Annotated in this window: 12 protein-coding genes, 9 tRNA genes and 5 rRNA genes (1 of these 26 running past the window's edge); all 26 read right to left on the reverse strand. The window is 43.8% G+C overall.

The window, feature by feature from the left end; genetic code table 11:
* A 23S ribosomal RNA gene (locus tag MKY78_RS09280) occupies positions 1–151 on the reverse strand; it reaches 2,770 nt to the left of the window's first position.
* Between the two features lie 282 nt (positions 152–433).
* Positions 434–1,995: ribosomal RNA gene (locus MKY78_RS09285) — 16S ribosomal RNA — on the reverse strand.
* Between the two features lie 155 nt (positions 1,996–2,150).
* Positions 2,151–2,226 (reverse strand) — tRNA-Ala (locus MKY78_RS09290).
* Positions 2,227–2,242: 16 nt separating this feature from the next.
* Positions 2,243–2,319, reverse strand: a tRNA-Pro gene (locus MKY78_RS09295).
* Positions 2,320–2,323: 4 nt separating this feature from the next.
* A tRNA-Arg gene (locus tag MKY78_RS09300) sits at positions 2,324–2,400 on the reverse strand.
* 3 nt (positions 2,401–2,403) lie between these two features.
* Positions 2,404–2,492, reverse strand: a tRNA-Leu gene (locus MKY78_RS09305).
* A gap of 10 nt (positions 2,493–2,502) precedes the next feature.
* A tRNA-Gly gene (locus MKY78_RS09310) sits at positions 2,503–2,577 on the reverse strand.
* A gap of 15 nt (positions 2,578–2,592) precedes the next feature.
* Positions 2,593–2,677 (reverse strand) — tRNA-Leu (locus MKY78_RS09315).
* A 9-nt stretch (positions 2,678–2,686) separates the two neighbouring features.
* Positions 2,687–2,762 (reverse strand) — tRNA-Lys (locus MKY78_RS09320).
* A 163-nt stretch (positions 2,763–2,925) separates the two neighbouring features.
* Positions 2,926–3,001, reverse strand: a tRNA-Thr gene (locus tag MKY78_RS09325).
* 1 nt (position 3,002) lies between these two features.
* Positions 3,003–3,078, reverse strand: a tRNA-Val gene (locus tag MKY78_RS09330).
* Positions 3,079–3,194, reverse strand: a 5S ribosomal RNA gene (rrf, locus tag MKY78_RS09335). It lies immediately after the preceding tRNA gene.
* Between the two features lie 120 nt (positions 3,195–3,314).
* Positions 3,315–6,235 (reverse strand): 23S ribosomal RNA (locus MKY78_RS09340).
* Positions 6,236–6,517: 282 nt separating this feature from the next.
* A 16S ribosomal RNA gene (locus MKY78_RS09345) occupies positions 6,518–8,079 on the reverse strand.
* The 16S, 23S and 5S rRNA genes sit together here with 9 tRNA genes alongside, the layout of an rRNA operon.
* Before the next feature lie 457 nt (positions 8,080–8,536).
* Positions 8,537–10,018 (reverse strand): lysine--tRNA ligase, encoded by a 1,482-nt coding sequence (gene lysS / locus MKY78_RS09350; protein WP_339217526.1) that lies wholly within the window; start codon positions 10,016–10,018, stop codon positions 8,537–8,539.
* A 194-nt stretch (positions 10,019–10,212) separates the two neighbouring features.
* Positions 10,213–11,202 carry a tRNA dihydrouridine synthase DusB gene (gene dusB, locus MKY78_RS09355; RefSeq protein ID WP_339217528.1) on the reverse strand — a complete coding sequence of 330 codons (990 nt, stop codon included), beginning with the start codon at positions 11,200–11,202 and terminating at the stop codon, positions 10,213–10,215.
* Between the two features lie 3 nt (positions 11,203–11,205).
* Positions 11,206–11,418, reverse strand: a complete 213-nt coding sequence (locus MKY78_RS09360) for a helix-turn-helix transcriptional regulator (RefSeq protein WP_339217530.1) — start codon at positions 11,416–11,418, stop codon at positions 11,206–11,208.
* Positions 11,400–11,900, reverse strand: coding sequence for a 2-amino-4-hydroxy-6-hydroxymethyldihydropteridine diphosphokinase (gene folK, locus MKY78_RS09365; RefSeq protein ID WP_339217532.1), 501 nt, complete (start codon positions 11,898–11,900; stop codon positions 11,400–11,402). Before folK ends, MKY78_RS09360 begins: the two co-directional genes overlap by 19 nt.
* Position 11,901: 1 nt before the next feature.
* The gene (gene folB / locus MKY78_RS09370; RefSeq protein WP_339217533.1) at positions 11,902–12,261 is read right to left on the reverse strand and encodes a dihydroneopterin aldolase; all 360 of its coding nucleotides are present in this window, start codon (positions 12,259–12,261) and stop codon (positions 11,902–11,904) included.
* Positions 12,261–13,082 carry a dihydropteroate synthase gene (gene folP, locus MKY78_RS09375; RefSeq protein ID WP_339217535.1) on the reverse strand — a complete coding sequence of 274 codons (822 nt, stop codon included), beginning with the start codon at positions 13,080–13,082 and terminating at the stop codon, positions 12,261–12,263. Before folP ends, folB begins: the two co-directional genes overlap by 1 nt.
* Before the next feature lie 225 nt (positions 13,083–13,307).
* Positions 13,308–14,234: a cysteine synthase A gene (gene cysK / locus MKY78_RS09380; protein ID WP_339217537.1), complete on the reverse strand. Its 927-nt coding sequence runs from the start codon at positions 14,232–14,234 to the stop codon at positions 13,308–13,310.
* 131 nt (positions 14,235–14,365) lie between these two features.
* Complete coding sequence (locus MKY78_RS09385) at positions 14,366–15,265, reverse strand: peptidylprolyl isomerase (RefSeq protein WP_339217538.1); 900 nt, start codon at positions 15,263–15,265, stop codon at positions 14,366–14,368.
* 28 nt (positions 15,266–15,293) lie between these two features.
* The gene (gene hslO, locus MKY78_RS09390) at positions 15,294–16,169 is read right to left on the reverse strand and encodes an Hsp33 family molecular chaperone HslO (RefSeq protein WP_211740760.1); all 876 of its coding nucleotides are present in this window, start codon (positions 16,167–16,169) and stop codon (positions 15,294–15,296) included.
* Between the two features lie 25 nt (positions 16,170–16,194).
* Complete coding sequence (locus MKY78_RS09395) at positions 16,195–16,962, reverse strand: type III pantothenate kinase (RefSeq protein WP_211740761.1); 768 nt, start codon at positions 16,960–16,962, stop codon at positions 16,195–16,197.
* A gap of 269 nt (positions 16,963–17,231) precedes the next feature.
* Positions 17,232–19,202: an ATP-dependent zinc metalloprotease FtsH gene (gene ftsH, locus MKY78_RS09400; protein WP_339217540.1), complete on the reverse strand. Its 1,971-nt coding sequence runs from the start codon at positions 19,200–19,202 to the stop codon at positions 17,232–17,234.
* Positions 19,203–19,313: 111 nt separating this feature from the next.
* A complete protein-coding gene (hpt, locus tag MKY78_RS09405) occupies positions 19,314–19,862 on the reverse strand; it encodes a hypoxanthine phosphoribosyltransferase (protein WP_211740763.1) in 549 nt (182 codons plus the stop codon).
* Between the last annotated feature and the right edge of the window lies 1 nt (position 19,863).

The following is a 19,863-nucleotide window of genomic DNA, read 5'->3' on the forward strand; positions in this document are numbered from 1 at the left end:
ATACTGTTCCATTACGAACAGTGGGTTCCCCCATTCGGAAATCCTCGGATCGAAGTCTACTTACGACTCCCCGAGGCATATCGGTGTTAGTCCCGTCCTTCATCGGCTCCTAGTGCCAAGGCATCCACCGTGCGCCCTTATTCACTTAACTAATTATGAATAAGCGTTTCACTATATTAATAGCCTTGCTTTAAAGTTTGATGTCGTTGTTACTCTTATTTAGTTTTCAAGGTACACTTCCACAGGATGTGGTGGCTTCTGTGTTCGTCACAGGACGTGACGGGTTTTAACAGAAGTTCCTTGCTTTTTGAGGAATTTACTCCCTCAAAACTGAACCAAACAACACAGTATGTTTAGGCCTGCAGGATGCAGGTCATGCCGACGTTGCCACAGGACGTGGCGAACTTAGTCGGTTTCCTTAATTATTCCTTAGAAAGGAGGTGATCCAGCCGCACCTTCCGATACGGCTACCTTGTTACGACTTCACCCCAATCATTGGTCCCACCTTAGGCGGCTGGCTCCAAAAGGTTACCTCACCGACTTCGGGTGTTACCAACTCTCGTGGTGTGACGGGCGGTGTGTACAAGGCCCGGGAACGTATTCACCGCGGCATGCTGATCCGCGATTACTAGCGATTCCGGCTTCATGCAGGCGAGTTGCAGCCTGCAATCCGAACTGAGAATGGTTTTATGGGATTTGCTCGACCTCGCGGTTTTGCTGCCCTTTGTACCATCCATTGTAGCACGTGTGTAGCCCAGGTCATAAGGGGCATGATGATTTGACGTCATCCCCACCTTCCTCCGGTTTGTCACCGGCAGTCTCCTTAGAGTGCCCAACTAAATGCTGGCAACTAAGAATAAGGGTTGCGCTCGTTGCGGGACTTAACCCAACATCTCACGACACGAGCTGACGACAACCATGCACCACCTGTCACTCTGTCCCCGAAGGGAAAGCCCTATCTCTAGGGTGGTCAGAGGATGTCAAGACCTGGTAAGGTTCTTCGCGTTGCTTCGAATTAAACCACATGCTCCACCGCTTGTGCGGGCCCCCGTCAATTCTTTTGAGTTTCAGCCTTGCGGCCGTACTCCCCAGGCGGAGTGCTTAATGCGTTAACTTCAGCACTAAGGGGCGGAAACCCCCTAACACCTAGCACTCATCGTTTACGGCGTGGACTACCAGGGTATCTAATCCTGTTCGCTCCCCACGCTTTCGCGCCTCAGCGTCAGTTACAGACCAGAGAGTCGCCTTCGCCACTGGTGTTCCTCCACATCTCTACGCATTTCACCGCTACACGTGGAATTCCACTCTCCTCTTCTGCACTCAAGTCCTCCAGTTTCCAATGACCCTCCACGGTTAAGCCGTGGGCTTTCACATCAGACTTAAAGGACCGCCTGCGCGCGCTTTACGCCCAATAATTCCGGACAACGCTTGCCCCCTACGTATTACCGCGGCTGCTGGCACGTAGTTAGCCGGGGCTTTCTGGTTAGGTACCGTCAAGGTACAATCAGTTACTATTGTACTTGTTCTTCCCTAACAACAGAGTTTTACAATCCGAAAACCTTCATCACTCACGCGGCGTTGCTCCGTCAGACTTTCGTCCATTGCGGAAGATTCCCTACTGCTGCCTCCCGTAGGAGTCTGGGCCGTGTCTCAGTCCCAGTGTGGCCGATCACCCTCTCAGGTCGGCTACGCATCGTCGCCTTGGTGAGCCGTTACCTCACCAACTAGCTAATGCGCCGCGGGCCCATCTGTAAGTGACAGCTTGCGCCGCCTTTCATCTTCAAACCATGTGGTTCGAAGTGTTATCCGGTATTAGCTCACGTTTCCGCGAGTTATCCCAGTCTTACAGGCAGGTTGCCCACGTGTTACTCACCCGTCCGCCGCTAGATCCATTAACGTCACCCCGAAGGGATCAGTTAATTTCACTCGCTCGACTTGCATGTATTAGGCACGCCGCCAGCGTTCGTCCTGAGCCAAGATCAAACTCTCCAAAAAAGTTTGTCTATGATTGACACCAATCAATCATAGGTAATTCTTAGCAAAGAAGCTGCTAGCTTCTGTAATTCTTTAATAGAAAAAACAGGGTATGTTTCTTCTTGACATACTGGTTGTTTTGTTCAGTTTTCAAGGAGCAAAATAAAGTCATAAAATGGTGGAGCCTAGCGGGATCGAACCGCTGACCTCCTGCGTGCAAGGCAGGCGCTCTCCCAGCTGAGCTAAGGCCCCAAATTATATTTTTTAATGGTCGGGAAGACAGGATTCGAACCTGCGACCCCATGGTCCCAAACCATGTGCTCTACCAAGCTGAGCTACTTCCCGTTAATGGCGCGCCCGAGAGGAGTCGAACCCCTAACCTTTTGATCCGTAGTCAAACGCTCTATCCAATTGAGCTACGGGCGCTAATGGTGCCGAGGACCGGAATCGAACCGGTACGGTAGTCACCTACCGCAGGATTTTAAGTCCTGTGCGTCTGCCAGTTCCGCCACCCCGGCACTTACTATATGGAGCGGAAGACGGGATTCGAACCCGCGACCCCCACCTTGGCAAGGTGGTGTTCTACCACTGAACTACTTCCGCGTTTTATTAAATAAATGGTGCGGGTGAAGGGAGTCGAACCCCCACATCCGAAGATACTAGATCCTAAGTCTAGCGCGTCTGCCAATTCCGCCACACCCGCATATTTAAATGGTGAGCCATGAAGGATTCGAACCTTCGACCCTCTGATTAAAAGTCAGATGCTCTACCGACTGAGCTAATGGCTCATAGTAATGAGTGATTCTAAATTAATTTGAGCGTCCTTCAAGGTGTACCTCTGCATCTCCAAGTATCTTCAAGGATGTGTATGCTTCGGGGTTACTCGTAGCTTATTCGGTGGAAGTATTGCTCGTTGCTCTACCGACTGAGCTAATGGCTCGTAATGAAAAGTGGTGCCGGCCAGAGGACTTGAACCCCCAACCTACTGATTACAAGTCAGTTGCTCTACCAATTGAGCTAGGCCGGCATGGTGGAGGATACAGGGCTCGAACCTGTGACCCCCTGCTTGTAAGGCAGGTGCTCTCCCAGCTGAGCTAATCCTCCGCCTGGCGGCGTCCTACTCTCGCAGGGGCAATGCCCCAACTACCATCGGCGCTGAGAAGCTTAACTTCTGTGTTCGGTATGGGAACAGGTGTGACCTTCTCGCTATCGCTACCAGACATTGTCTTAAAATCAAGACAAGATATATTATATGCATTCCCAAAGAGAAATGCAAGGGTTTTTTTAAAATAATTATACCCTGAAAACTAAATAAGAGTAAACAAACGATATCAAATAAATTAGTTAAGTCCTCGATCTATTAGTATCCGTCAGCTCCACGTGTCACCACGCTTCCACCTCGGACCTATCAACCTCATAGTCTCTAAGGGATCTTACTCACTCGAAGTGATGGGAAGTCTCATCTTGAGGGGGGCTTCATGCTTAGATGCTTTCAGCACTTATCCTTTCCACACGTAGCTACCCAGCTATGCTCCTGGCGGAACAACTGGTACACCAGCGGTGTGTCCATCCCGGTCCTCTCGTACTAAGGACAGCTCCTCTCAAACTTCCAACGCCCACGACGGATAGGGACCGAACTGTCTCACGACGTTCTGAACCCAGCTCGCGTACCGCTTTAATGGGCGAACAGCCCAACCCTTGGGACCGACTACAGCCCCAGGATGCGATGAGCCGACATCGAGGTGCCAAACCTCCCCGTCGATGTGAACTCTTGGGGGAGATAAGCCTGTTATCCCCGGGGTAGCTTTTATCCGTTGAGCGATGGCCCTTCCATGCGGAACCACCGGATCACTAAGCCCGACTTTCGTCCCTGCTCGACTTGTAGGTCTCGCAGTCAAGCTCCCTTCTGCCTTTACACTCTACGAATGATTTCCAACCATTCTGAGGGAACCTTTGGGCGCCTCCGTTACCTTTTAGGAGGCGACCGCCCCAGTCAAACTGCCCGCCTGACACTGTCTCCGAACCGGATTACGGTCCTGGGTTAGAAGGTCCATACAGCCAGGGTGGTATCCCACGGATGCCTCCACCGAAGCTAGCGCTCCGGTTTCTAAGGCTCCCACCTATCCTGTACAAGCTGCACAGACATTCAATATCAGGCTACAGTAAAGCTCCACGGGGTCTTTCCGTCCTGTCGCGGGTAATGCGCATCTTCACGCATAGTATAATTTCACCGGGTCTCTCGTTGAGACAGTGCCCAAATCGTTACACCTTTCGTGCGGGTCGGAACTTACCCGACAAGGAATTTCGCTACCTTAGGACCGTTATAGTTACGGCCGCCGTTTACTGGGGCTTCGGTTCAAAGCTTCGGGTAAACCCTAACTCATCCCCTTAACCTTCCAGCACCGGGCAGGTGTCAGCCCCTATACTTCGCCTTTCGGCTTCGCAGAGACCTGTGTTTTTGCTAAACAGTCGCTTGGGCCTATTCACTGCGGCTTCTCATGCAAGAAGCACCCCTTCTCCCGAAGTTACGGGGTCATTTTGCCGAGTTCCTTAACGAGAGTTCTCCCGCTCACCTTAGGATTCTCTCCTCGCCTACCTGTGTCGGTTTGCGGTACGGGCACCTATGATCTGGCTAGAGGCTTTTCTTGGCAGTGTGAAATCAGGAACTTCGCTACTATATTTCACTCCCCATCACAGCTCAACCTTACGCCAGGCGGATTTGCCTACCTGACAGCCTCACTGCTTGGGCGCACACATCCAGTGGTGCGCATTCCCTATCCTACTGCGTCCCCCCATCGCTCATAACGATCATGAGGTGGTACAGGAATATCAACCTGTTGTCCATCGCCTACGCCTTTCGGCCTCGGCTTAGGTCCCGACTAACCCTGAGAGGACGAGCCTTCCTCAGGAAACCTTAGGCATTCGGTGAAAGAGATTCTCACTCTTTTTTCGCTACTCATACCGGCATTCTCACTTCTAAGCGCTCCACCAGTCCTCACGGTCTGACTTCACAGCACTTAGAACGCTCTCCTACCATTGTTCGTAAGAACAATCCGCAGCTTCGGTGATACGTTTAGCCCCGGTATATTTTCGGCGCAGAGTCACTCGACCAGTGAGCTATTACGCACTCTTTAAATGGTGGCTGCTTCTAAGCCAACATCCTGGTTGTCTGTGCAACTCCACATCCTTTTCCACTTAACGTATACTTTGGGACCTTAGCTGGCGGTCTGGGCTGTTTCCCTTTCGTCTATGAACCTTATCACCCATAGACTGACTCCCAAGATAAAGTATCTGGCATTCGGAGTTTGACTGAATTCGGTAACCCGATGAGGGCCCCTAGTCCAATCAGTGCTCTACCTCCAGTACTCAACTCTTGAGGCTAGCCCTAAAGCTATTTCGGAGAGAACCAGCTATCTCCGTGTTCGATTGGCATTTCACCCCTACCCACACCTCATCCCCGCATTTTTCAACATACGTGGGTTCGGGCCTCCAGTCAGTGTTACCTGACCTTCACCCTGGACATGGGTAGATCACACGGTTTCGGGTCTACGACCGCATACTAATTCGCCCTATTCAGACTCGCTTTCGCTGCGGCTCCGTGTCTTCCACTTAACCTCGCATACGATCGTAACTCGCCGGTCCATTCTACAAAAGGTACGCCGTCACACATTAACGTGCTCCGACTACTTGTAGGCACACGGTTTCAGGTTCTATTTCACTCCCCTTCCGGGGTGCTTTTCACCTTTCCCTCACGGTACTGGTTCACTATCGGTCACTAGGTAGTATTTAGCCTTGGGAGATGGTCCTCCCGGATTCCGACGGAATTTCACGTGTTCCGCCGTACTCAGGATACACTCCAGAGAGAATTCCTTTTCGATTACAGGGCTGTTACCTTCTGCGGCTTACCTTTCCAGGTATCTTCATCTAAGGAATTCCTTTGTAACTCCGTATGGAGTGTCCTACAACCCCAAAAAGCAAGCTTTTTGGTTTGGGCTGTTTCCGTTTCGCTCGCCGCTACTCAGGAAATCGCATTTGCTTTCTCTTCCTCCGGGTAATGAGATGTTTCAGTTCCCCGGGTCTGCCTTCCATACCCTATGTATTCAGATATGGATACTGTTCCATTACGAACAGTGGGTTCCCCCATTCGGAAATCCTCGGATCGAAGTCTACTTACGACTCCCCGAGGCATATCGGTGTTAGTCCCGTCCTTCATCGGCTCCTAGTGCCAAGGCATCCACCGTGCGCCCTTATTCACTTAACTAATTATGAATAAGCGTTTCACTATATTAATAGCCTTGCTTTAAAGTTTGATGTCGTTGTTACTCTTATTTAGTTTTCAAGGTACACTTCCACAGGATGTGGTGACTTCTGTGTTCGTCACAGGATGTGACGGGTTCTAACAGAAGTTCCTTGCTTTTTGAGGAATTTACTCCCTCAAAACTGAACCAAACAACACAGTATGTTTAGGCCTGCAGGATGCAGGTCATGCCGACGTTGCCACAGGACGTGGCGAACTTAGTCGGTTTCCTTAATTATTCCTTAGAAAGGAGGTGATCCAGCCGCACCTTCCGATACGGCTACCTTGTTACGACTTCACCCCAATCATTGGTCCCACCTTAGGCGGCTGGCTCCAAAAGGTTACCTCACCGACTTCGGGTGTTACCAACTCTCGTGGTGTGACGGGCGGTGTGTACAAGGCCCGGGAACGTATTCACCGCGGCATGCTGATCCGCGATTACTAGCGATTCCGGCTTCATGCAGGCGAGTTGCAGCCTGCAATCCGAACTGAGAATGGTTTTATGGGATTTGCTCGACCTCGCGGTTTTGCTGCCCTTTGTACCATCCATTGTAGCACGTGTGTAGCCCAGGTCATAAGGGGCATGATGATTTGACGTCATCCCCACCTTCCTCCGGTTTGTCACCGGCAGTCTCCTTAGAGTGCCCAACTAAATGCTGGCAACTAAGAATAAGGGTTGCGCTCGTTGCGGGACTTAACCCAACATCTCACGACACGAGCTGACGACAACCATGCACCACCTGTCACTCTGTCCCCGAAGGGAAAGCCCTATCTCTAGGGTGGTCAGAGGATGTCAAGACCTGGTAAGGTTCTTCGCGTTGCTTCGAATTAAACCACATGCTCCACCGCTTGTGCGGGCCCCCGTCAATTCTTTTGAGTTTCAGCCTTGCGGCCGTACTCCCCAGGCGGAGTGCTTAATGCGTTAACTTCAGCACTAAGGGGCGGAAACCCCCTAACACCTAGCACTCATCGTTTACGGCGTGGACTACCAGGGTATCTAATCCTGTTCGCTCCCCACGCTTTCGCGCCTCAGCGTCAGTTACAGACCAGAGAGTCGCCTTCGCCACTGGTGTTCCTCCACATCTCTACGCATTTCACCGCTACACGTGGAATTCCACTCTCCTCTTCTGCACTCAAGTCCTCCAGTTTCCAATGACCCTCCACGGTTAAGCCGTGGGCTTTCACATCAGACTTAAAGGACCGCCTGCGCGCGCTTTACGCCCAATAATTCCGGACAACGCTTGCCCCCTACGTATTACCGCGGCTGCTGGCACGTAGTTAGCCGGGGCTTTCTGGTTAGGTACCGTCAAGGTACAATCAGTTACTATTGTACTTGTTCTTCCCTAACAACAGAGTTTTACAATCCGAAAACCTTCATCACTCACGCGGCGTTGCTCCGTCAGACTTTCGTCCATTGCGGAAGATTCCCTACTGCTGCCTCCCGTAGGAGTCTGGGCCGTGTCTCAGTCCCAGTGTGGCCGATCACCCTCTCAGGTCGGCTACGCATCGTCGCCTTGGTGAGCCGTTACCTCACCAACTAGCTAATGCGCCGCGGGCCCATCTGTAAGTGACAGCTTGCGCCGCCTTTCATCTTCAAACCATGTGGTTCGAAGTGTTATCCGGTATTAGCTCACGTTTCCGCGAGTTATCCCAGTCTTACAGGCAGGTTGCCCACGTGTTACTCACCCGTCCGCCGCTAGATCCATTAACGTCACCCCGAAGGGATCAGTTAATTTCACTCGCTCGACTTGCATGTATTAGGCACGCCGCCAGCGTTCGTCCTGAGCCAAGATCAAACTCTCCAAAAAAGTTTGTCTATGATTGACACCAATCAATCATAGGTAATTCTTAGCAAAGAAGCTGCTAGCTTCTGTAATTCTTTAATAGAAAAAACAGGGTATGTTTCTTCTTGACATACTGGTTGTTTTGTTCAGTTTTCAAGGAGCAAAAAGTTTGTTTTTGCTTTTCGCGTCAACTCTTATATAATACCATTTCTAAATTCCTTTGTCAACAGTTTTTTTATAAAAGTTTTTCGCTTTATTTTATCGCCTTTCAAATTAGCGACTTTATTAATATATCACGCTGTCGATTTAAAGTCAACAACTTTTTCAAATTAATTTGAGTAGCTATATTCTGTAAAAGCAACATTATTTACTTTACCATGATTGTGGCCATTAATCAAGACTTTATTACTGGAAAATAGTGGATTAAAAAAGAGACAAGCCACTCTAAATTTAAGTGCTTGTCTCTTCACCTTCTTGCAAATTATCTATTACGCATTTGCGGGAATAATAATACATCACGAATAGATGGTGAGTTCGTTAATAACATAACTAATCTATCAATACCGATACCAAGTCCACCTGTTGGTGCCATACCATACTCCAATGCTTCTAGGAAATCTTCATCCATTAAATGTGCTTCATCATTTCCTTCTGCTCTTTCTTTAACCTGTGCTTCAAAACGTTCACGTTGATCAATTGGATCATTAAGCTCACTGAACGCATTAGCATGCTCACGAGCGACGATGAATAATTCAAAACGATCTGTGAAGCGCTCGTCTTCTTCATTTTTCTTCGCTAAAGGAGAAATCTCCACTGGATGGCCGTATACAAATGTCGGTTGAATTAGTTTTTCTTCTACTTTTTGCTCAAAGAACTCATTTACAACATGACCAAATGTCATATTGTCTTTAATTTCCACTCCATGTTCTTTCGCTAGCTCTCTCGCCTTTTCGTCACTCATATGCTCCCAGAAATCTACACCAGTATGTTCTTTTACTGCGTCAACCATGTGCACTCGTTTCCACTCAGGCTTTAAGTCTATTTTGTAGTCTCCATAGGTTACAGTTGTCGTACCTAGTACTTCCTCTGCAATATGAGCAACCATATTTTCAGTAAGGCTCATAATATCATGATAATCAGCATATGCTTCATATAACTCTAACATAGTAAATTCCGGGTTATGTCTAGTAGATACCCCTTCATTTCGGAATACTCTTCCTATTTCATATACCTTCTCCAGACCACCAACAATTAGTCGCTTCAGATGTAGCTCAATTGCAATACGCATATATAGTGGAATGTCTAACGCATTATGATGTGTAATGAATGGTCTTGCAGATGCACCACCTGGAATGCTATGCATCATCGGTGTTTCTACTTCTAGGAAGCCTTGGCCATCTAAATAGTTTCGCATTGCACGAATAATTTTACTGCGCATTACAAAGGTTTCACGACTTTCCATATTCGTGATTAAGTCTAAATAGCGTTGACGGTATCGTTGTTCCACGTCTTTAAGACCGTGATACTTTTCAGGAAGTGGTCTAAGTGACTTCGTAAGTAGTTGGAATTCAGTTACTTTAATAGATAATTCACCAACATTGGTTTTGAACATTAGTCCAGTAACCCCAACAATATCTCCAAGATCAATGGAGTTGAACACTTCATACGCTTCTTCTCCAATTGCATCTTTACGTACATACAATTGAATTTGTCCACTTAAATCTTGAACATGAGCAAAGCCTGCTTTCCCTTTGCCACGCTTTGTCATAATTCTACCTGCAATCGTAACTTGATATTTTGCTTCTTCTAATTCCTCTTTAGAGAATTGTTCATATTTTTCATGTAGTTCCTTCGCTAAATCTGTTCGGACAAATTTACCTCCAAAAGGATCAAGGCCTTGATTACGGTATGTATCGAGCTTTTCGCGCCGAACGCGCATATGATCATTTAATTCTTCTGACATTAGTATCAACTCCATTAATCAATTTTTTAAGATAAAGGTATAATTGGTTCGACCTTATAAATTCATTAAACAGTATCTCAACATAACCTTCATTTTACACCCGAAATGGCTTTATAATCAACTTATCACACTATATCGTGAACTAAAAGAAAAAACTGCTGGTTTTACGCCAGCAGATTTCTTCTAATATACATTTAGGAAACTTTCATTTCCGCTTCTACTTCTCTTACAAATTCAAATAATATATTCACTAGCTCATCACGAGTCTCCGCTTTGTTAATTTGCTTACGCGCTTTACCATTGCCTTCAATATCTTTTAAATACCAAGCTGCATGTTTACGCATTTCCATAATCGCTACTTTTTCACCTTTTAGCTTAATTAAACGATCCATATGCAGCAAACATATATCTACCTTTTCTTGTGGAGTTGGATTATCGATTAAGACACCAGTTTCTAGATATTTAACAATTTGGTAGATAATCCATGGATTTCCTAGTGCTGCACGTCCGACCATTACAGCATCTACTCCCGTTTCCTCTAAACGCTTCTTCGCAATTTCAGGACTATCAATATCACCATTTCCGATTACGGGAATATGAACAGCTGCTTTTACCTCTTTAATGATATCCCAGTTCGCATAACCTTCATACATTTGCTTTCTAGTACGTCCATGAAGACCGATGGCACTTCCGCCTGCCGCTTCGATAGCTTTTGCGTTATCAATAGCATATATATGATCTTCATCCCATCCGGTACGCATTTTTACCGTAACTGGTTTATCGACATTCTCTACAACGGCCTTCACCATGTTATAAATTTTATCTGGGTCTAATAGCCAGCGAGATCCAGCATCTATCTTGGTGATCTTCGGTGCTGGGCATCCCATATTAATATCAATAATAGAAGCATTTGTGTTTTGGTCAACATATTGTGCTGCTTGAACAAGGGATTCTTTATCTCCGCCAAAAATTTGAAGACTCATTGGCATCTCTTGTTCATCGATATATAGCATTTTCATTGTTTTTTGGTTTCGATTTAAGATTCCTTTATCACTAACCATTTCAGCTGTAATTAGGCCTGCACCAAATTCCTTCACGGTTAAACGAAATGCCCAGTTACTTACTCCAGCCATTGGAGCAAGTGTTACACGGTTTGGGATCGTGATGTCCCCTATATTCCACATATCTTATTCCTCCTTCCTACCTGTTAATTCTTCTATATCTATGTTTAGCGTTTCCGCTATCTGTTGGATTAATTTGTCAGATACTTCTCGTGTACCTCTTTCCATTGTACCAAGTGTGTTAAGGGATATATTCAGTTCCTTAGCTAGACGGACCTGTGTATACCCTTTTAGCTTCCGGAATGCCTTGATTCTTCTTCCTATTCGGCCTTTTTCCATACACGAATCTCCTCTTTATCTTGTTCTGGAAGATTGCGTAATAATTCAGCTACTGTTTTGCTTAACACTGGTACATTCAGACCCGGTGCAATCTCGTGAAGTGGGATTAATACAAATCCTCGTTCTCCCATTCTCGGATGTGGGAGGGTTAATCGATCTGTTTCCCTATTTTCGTTATTATAGACCAAAATGTCAAGGTCGATTGTTCTCGGTCCAAACCGAATCGTTCGCTCTCTCCCAAGTTCGGCTTCAATTCCTTGGCATACATCTAATAAGTTTTCTGAAGGTAAATCGGTATTTACTTCTACTACCATATTTAAAAAATCGGCTTGATCGGTATATCCAACTGGGGCAGTCTCATAAATAGACGACGCTTTGAGTAGCTGGATATGTTCATGCTGCTCTAATAGATTAATCGCTTTGTCTAAATACTCTGCTCTTGGTTCTATGTTTGTTCCTAATGCGATATATGCTTTATTCATTTCATTTCTCCCGATAGATTTCAACAGCTACAGATTGGTAATGCCCTGGTATTGGCGGATCTGGTTTTATTACTTTCACTCGACATGCTTCTAGTAGGGAGAATGAAGCTAATAAATCAGATGCCACTTCCTCTGCAACTGCTTCTATTAAATTTTTTGAACTGCCTTCGACGATTTTTTGTACATGCGCATAGGCTTGGCTATAATCAATCGAATCGTACATGTCATCACTTTTACCTGCTTTTTTCGTATCTAAATAGAGCTCTACATCTACTAAAAAACGTTGCCCTAGCTTTTTCTCCTCTGGTAACAACCCGTGGTACCCATAAAATTGCATATTGGTCAACATAATTTTATCCATTACTTATCCTCCACCCGTAGCATCGCATCCATCATTTTAGCTAGCTCTACATTAACTTTCACATTGTGTACTCGTACCATATGTGCGCCTTTAGTAATACCAAGACATGTTGTTGCTCCTGTACCTGTATCTCTTTCAGCAGGTGGTACATCTAATACACTACCTATAAATCGTTTGCGTGAAGTTGCTAGTAAAAGCGGGAATCCCATTGCGGTTAGTTTTTCTAGATTCTTCATCACAACGAGATTGTCTTTAGCACTTTTCGCAAAGCCAATCCCCGGGTCAAGAATGATATTTTCCTTTGGAACTCCCGCTTTAAGAGCAATATCAATACTCTCCTCTAAATCCTGTTTCATATCATCGATAAGTGAAGTATAATTCTCATTCGTACGATTATGCATTAAAATAATCGGAACGTTATAATTTGCAGCAACAGAAGCAATCTCTGGATCTCGCTTTGCTCCCCAAACATCATTAATGATTTCTGCACCCGCTTCTACTGCTTGTCTTGCGGTTTCTGCTTTATACGTATCAATAGAAATTGGTATATGGATAGACTCCTTAACCGCGTTAATCATAGGTAATACTCGGCTGAGCTCTTCTTTAGCTGAGATTGGGTCATGATCCGGTCGGGTTGACTCTCCGCCAATGTCGATAATATCTGCACCTTGCTGCTCCATCCTAACTGCTTGTTGAACAGCCTTTTCAACAGAAGTATAATTTCCCCCATCAGAGAAGGAATCCGGTGTGACATTTAATATACCCATGATATGTGTTCTATCGGATAAGTTATATACTTTTGATTTTGTCTTTAATATCATATCATTCGTTTCCTTTCACCCTGAAATATCTAGTATCATTCTATCACATAACAAATTAAGGTATTAATTTAATGCCGCCTTAAGTTATCAAATCGGTTAGAGACCTTATGGTAATCGATTTTAGAGAGTGAATTAATTCGGATAAATATAGTTCGATATTCTATAAGAAAAGTAAAAATGAATAAAGGCTAGCATCAAGAATGATGCTAGCCTTTATCTCATTGTTTATTCTTCATCAAATTGATAAAGCGCAGTAGATAAATAACGCTCCCCATTATCAGGGAATACCGCAAGTACTTTTTTCCCTTTTCCTAGTTGTTTGGCAATCTTCTTCGCAGCAGCAACCGCAGCACCTGCAGAGATACCACCTAGGATACCATTTGTTTTCGCAACTTCACGGGATGTTGCGAATGCTTCTTCATTTTCGATTTGAATAACGTCATCATAAACCGCTGTATCTAGTACACCCGGAACAAAGCCCGCCCCAATTCCTTGGATTTTATGAGGTCCAGGAGTTCCACCAGATAATACTGGTGAATCAACAGGTTCTACGGCATAAATTTTGATATCTTGGAAATGTTCTTTTAGTACTTTACCAGCACCCGTTACCGTTCCACCTGTTCCGACACCAGAAACAAATGCATCAAGACCGTCCTTCATTTGTTCCACAATTTCGTTACCTGTTGTACGAGCGTGAACTTCTGGATTCGCTCGGTTCTCGAATTGCTGTGGCATGAAGTAACCCTCTTCTTTCACAAGCTCTTCCGCCTTTTTAATCGCACCCTTCATCCCTTCAGCACCAGGAGTAAGTACTAAGTTTGCTCCATATGCACGTAATAAATTACGGCGCTCCTGACTCATCGTATCAGGCATAACGAGTACTGCCTTATATCCTTTTGCTGCAGCCACCATCGCTAAACCAATACCTGTGTTTCCACTAGTTGGTTCGACAATAGTATCTCCTTCTTTTAGCTTTCCTTCTTTTTCCGCAGCTTCAATCATCGCAAGTGCAATACGATCCTTTACCGAGCTACCTGGGTTGAAAAACTCTAATTTCACATAAATATCCGCACTATCTCCGTCTGTTATTCTGTTTAATTTAACAATAGGTGTTTCGCCGATTAAGCCAGTAATATTATCTGCAACTCTCATTCCAAATTACCTCCTCATAATTCCCACTAAACAGATAGGATTTATATATAATGTAATTCTTAAGCCAAATATTGTCAAACCAAACGTCTAGAAATGGGCTATGGAGAATACAAATAAGTTCCTACTCTAGTTTATTCGTCGTATACCCATTCTATATCAACTTTTTCCCATAGCGGCTCGGCAACCAAGTTCTGATTGATTGATTGTAATGCAAGCTCATTTCGAATATATGGTTTCAGTTCTTCATAAGTAAATGTGATGTCCGGTAATTTTTTATGAAGGAATAAAATCGCCACACCATTGGATGTAACAAATGGTTCACTATACGTATATTCTTCCAGTTCCTTAGCAAAATCAAAGTAATTACTAGAGATAAATTCTGTAGTCGAAGAATTAAACCCTAAATAGCCACCATTTTCTTTCGTGTCCTCATCGATGGAATATTCCTTAGCAAGTAAGGAAAACGAAGCCCCTGCTTCTAATTCATCATATACTTTATTAGCTGTTTCTCTGTTGGCAACTAGAATATGAGATAGCTGAAAGGATTCGGAAAACTGATATTGATTATCGTATTTGGTGAAATATGCTTGGACATCTTCTTCAGGCACTTGAACGTCCTGGGCTAGTAATGCTTCTAATTGATAGCGATAGATGATGTCCTCTCTCCAACTTTCTTCTAACCCTTTCAACTCTTCTTCTGTTGTCAATCCTTGCATCGTCGTTAATAAGGCCATATCACGCTCGATTACCTTTTCACTCACGGTAATATTTTGCTCCTGTGCTAGCTTTTTTACAACCTCTTGATCAATTATAGTTTTTAGCTCTTTCTTACCATAACTTTCTCGTAACGATTTCATCCAATCTTGAAAAGATATTTCCGTGCCACCAATAGATGCAACTGGTTTTTGAGTGTCAACTTCTTCATCTTCAACTATCGATTCGTCTGATCTGTCGTTCTTCCAAAGCAACATGGTTGCGACATTTGTTATGAGAAGAACAACAATAACACTTAGTAGTAGTTTATTTGTCATCGTTTACTCCTTCCAATTACCTGGTAGCTCATAGCTGTTCCATTAACTCATTTAACTCTTCTTCTGAGAAGTGATAGTTCTCATTACAAAAATGACAAGACGCTTCCGCCCCGTGATCTTCATCAATCATAGCTTGTATTTCTTCTTTCCCTAGTCCCATAATGGCATTTGCTAGCCTTTCCTTTGAACATTTACACTTAAATTGAACGGGCATCTTTTCATGTATTTTCACTTCTTCGCCTTCAAATAATTGGGTTAAAATTTCCTCTGGTGTTTTACCTGCTCGCACGAGAGAAGAAATAGGAGGAAATGATGTAATACGGCTCTCTAATTTATCGACAATTTCATCATCTGCACCAGGCATTACTTGTACAATAAATCCGCCACTTGCAAGAATGGTATGGTCAGGATTTACCAGCACCCCAGCACCTACTGCTGAAGGAACCTGTTCTGATGTAGCAAAATAGTACGTAAAATCTTCACTAATTTCTCCAGATACAATAGGGACTTGGCCGGTGAAGAATTCACGAAGTCCAAGATCCTTCACAACACTTAAGCTTCCTGTCGTACCTACTGCTCTTGCGACATCTAGCTTACCCTTACTATTTAAATCAAAATCCACATGCGGATTCGTTACATAGGCCCTAACCTCACCCAATGCATTAGCATCTGCAATAATAGCACCGATAGGGCCACCACCTTCAACCTTTATCGTTAAAGAATCATCTCCCTTTAGCATGGCACCCATCATAGCAGAGATTGTCATCGTACGCCCCATTGCTGCCGAAGCTGTAGCCCACGTGTCTTGTCGTCTTCTTGCTTCCTCTACCATATTGGTGGAACGAATGGCATAAGCACGAACCATTCCGTTAAATGTTGTTGCTTTTATTAAGTAATCTGACATGTTGTGTTTTGCTCCTTTTCATTTGTTATTGATTAATTTTATAAATTTCATATAAGCCCTTTAATGTTAAATATGGATCAACATAATCTATCGTCTCTGAAGCTTCCCCAATTAATGAGGCTAACCCACCAGTAGCAATTACTTTTGCTTCTTGACCAGCAGTTTGTTTGATTCTGTTCACAATACCATCCACTTGACCAATATATCCATAAAACACGCCAGATTGCATCGCTTCGACGGTTGATTTACCAACGACATTATCTGGTGCTTCTATTTCTATTTTCGGGAGCTTAGAGGCTCGTTGATACAATGCTTCCATGGAAATATTTATTCCTGGAGAAATGATGCCGCCACAATATTCCTTCGATTCATTGATATAGCAATAGGTCGTTGCCGTTCCAAAATCGATAATAATAAGCGGTGTATCGTGCTCCTGGATTGCTCCGACTGCATTTACTATCCGGTCGGCACCAATTTCCTTAGGGTTAGGATATCGCATTTTTAAATTAGTCTTTACGGTATCTTTACCGACGATAATCGGGTTAATCTGAAAGTACGTGTTACACATTCTTTCTAAAGCAAACATGATGGGAGGTACTACAGAGGAGATAACCACGCCATCGATATCGGCAAATTTGATTCCACTAAAATCAAATAATGATTTGATAAGCATGCCAAATTCATCTTCTGTTTTATAGCGGTCGGTTTTGATTCGCCAGTGATATGCTAGTTCTTTATCATTAAAAACGCCTAATACTGTGTTTGTGTTTCCCACATCTAGAACAAAAAGCATGTTATAAGTCCTTCCTACCAATAATATGGTCCTTTAAAAATTAGAACCAGCTGACTTAAGGTAATGTGATATTTTCCGAATAGGTCTACACTCGTACGTAAATATGAGCGAAGTGTGCTTAACCCTGAGAGTAGCAATATTATTACCAGCCAACGCTAGTGTAAAAAATTTAAGTCCTTAATAATATACCAAAATCAATTACGTAAGTGAAATTTCCTAACCCAAAACAAAAGGTAGCCTCATTAGAAGGCTACCTTGTTTCGATATGGTTAGTCGTTTTTGTTCTTATCTTCTTCTATTTCTTCGCGAAGCTTATCGTCTACTTTTTCTTTTGCCTCTTCAAAAGAGTCAACCGTTTCGTCGTCTTTCTTCGCAGTAATATTTACTTTCACATCATCCACTTCTTCGTATTCTTCTGGATCTGGAAGAACACCTTTATCAAATAGAGATTTAATTTGTCTTGCATCCAATGTCTCTACCTCTAGAAGTGTTTGTGCTATTAATTCTAGCTTATCGCGATTTTCTGTAAGAATTGTTTTCGCACGATCATAGCAATAGTTGATGAAGTTTTGCATTTCTGTATCGATATCATGAGCAACTGCATCACTATAGTTCTGCTCATTATTAATATCTCTACCTAGGAACACTTCTCCACCACCACTACTGTATTGAAGCGGTCCTAGTTTGTCGCTCATACCATATTCCGTAATCATTTTGCGTGCAATGTTGGTTGCACGTTGGAAGTCATTGGATGCCCCAGTACTTACTTCGCCAAAGACGATTTCCTCGGCAACGCGACCACCTAATAATCCGGTAATCTTATCGAATAGCTCTGGCTTCGTCATGAAGTAACGGTCTTCTTTCGGAAGCATTACTGCATATCCACCAGCTTGCCCACGAGGGACAATCGTTACTTTATGAACAACATCTGCCTCATCGAGCACCATACCAATAATTGTATGGCCACTTTCATGATACGCAACGATATTTCGTTCTTTTTCTGATATAACACGTGTTTTCTTGGCAGGACCTGCTATGACACGGTCGATTGCTTCGTCCACATCGGTCATATCAATTTCCTTCTTATCTTGACGGGCCGCAACTAGTGCAGCTTCGTTTAGAAGGTTTTCTAAGTCCGCACCTGAGAATCCAGGTGTACGCATTGCAATTGTTTTTAGATCAACTGAAGCATCTAATGGTTTATTTTTCGCATGTACTTTAAGTACTTCTTGACGACCTTTTACATCTGGGCGATCAACAGTAATCTGTCTGTCAAAACGTCCTGGACGTAATAATGCAGGGTCTAGAATATCTGGTCTGTTCGTTGCAGCTACGATGATGATTCCTTCGTTTGCTCCGAAACCGTCCATTTCTACTAGTAATTGGTTTAGTGTTTGCTCACGTTCATCATGGCCACCACCAAGACCTGCGCCACGTTGACGACCTACCGCGTCAATCTCATCGATAAATATAATACAAGGTGCATTTTTCTTCGCATTTTCGAATAAATCACGAACACGACTTGCACCGACACCAACAAACATCTCAACAAAGTCTGAACCACTAATGGAGAAGAATGGAACACCTGCTTCCCCAGCAACAGCACGTGCAAGTAATGTTTTACCAGTACCTGGAGGTCCAACTAAAAGAACCCCTTTTGGAATTCTTGCCCCAATTGCTGAGAATTTACGTGGGTCTTTTAAGAATTCAACTACTTCGACTAATTCTTGCTTTTCTTCATCTGCACCAGCAACATCGGTAAAACGAACTTTTTTCTTTTCTTCATTATACATTTTCGCTTTACTCTTACCGAAGTTCATCACTCGGCCGCCACCGCCGCCTTGTGCTTGACTAAGCAAGAAGAAGAATAAAAGACCAATAATTAAGAACGGAATCATTGTAGTTAGGAGTGTAACCCAAATACTAGGCTGATCCATTTGTTCTGTTTTTAAGGCACTTTGTTCTCTTGCCTTTGTTGTAATATCGGTGACGATATCGTTATTATCAGGTACTTGAGCAACAAATTGTTTGTCGTCATTTAATGTACCAGTGATACGCATAATGCCGTTCACAGGCTTCATCGTCATTTCTTTGACATTACCTGCTTCAAGTGATTGCATGAAATCATTCACATTTAATTCTTCTGCTTGATCATGCTGACCACTTAACATACTAATTACGGCTATAATAACCAGAAATATAATTAAGTAAAAAAACGCACTACGGAAAACTCGGTTCAATGCCCTACCTCCTCCCAAACGGGAAAAACTATTAACAATAGTATCACATGAAATTTAAATTTTACAACTAATTGCTCTTTGCATTTCAAACAATATTCATTAGACCACTTTTTATTCTTCGCCACCATAAATTTCCGGTTTTAATACCCCGATATATGGTAGGTTTCGATATTTTTCATCATAATCTAACCCATATCCGACTACAAATGCATCCGGAACCTCAAACCCAACTAGGTCGGCTTCAATTTCTGCCGTTCTTCCAGAAGGTTTATCGAGTAAGGTTACAATTTTTACTGAATTTGCCTTGCGATATTTAAATAAATCCACTAAATAGCGTAATGTATTACCACTATCAATAATATCCTCGATAATTAATATATCGCGACCTTCTACTTTCGTATTTAAGTCTTTTAAGATTTTTACCTCTCCAGAGGAAACCATACTCGTTCCACCATAACTAGATACATCCATGAAGTCCATCTCTAGATGTGTTTGTACTTGTCTTAACACATCAGACATAAATGGTAATGCTCCCTTTAACACACCAACTGCTAATGGAAAACGCCCTTCGTACTCTTTTGTTAATTGTTCTCCTAACTCTTTACACTTCGCCGCTATTTCTTCTTCTGTAATAAGTATTTCCTTAATGTCGTTATGCACG

Origin of the sequence: Ornithinibacillus sp. FSL M8-0202, from assembly GCF_037975285.1 — a bacterium.
Classification (GTDB): domain Bacteria; phylum Bacillota; class Bacilli; order Bacillales; family Amphibacillaceae; genus Ornithinibacillus; species Ornithinibacillus massiliensis.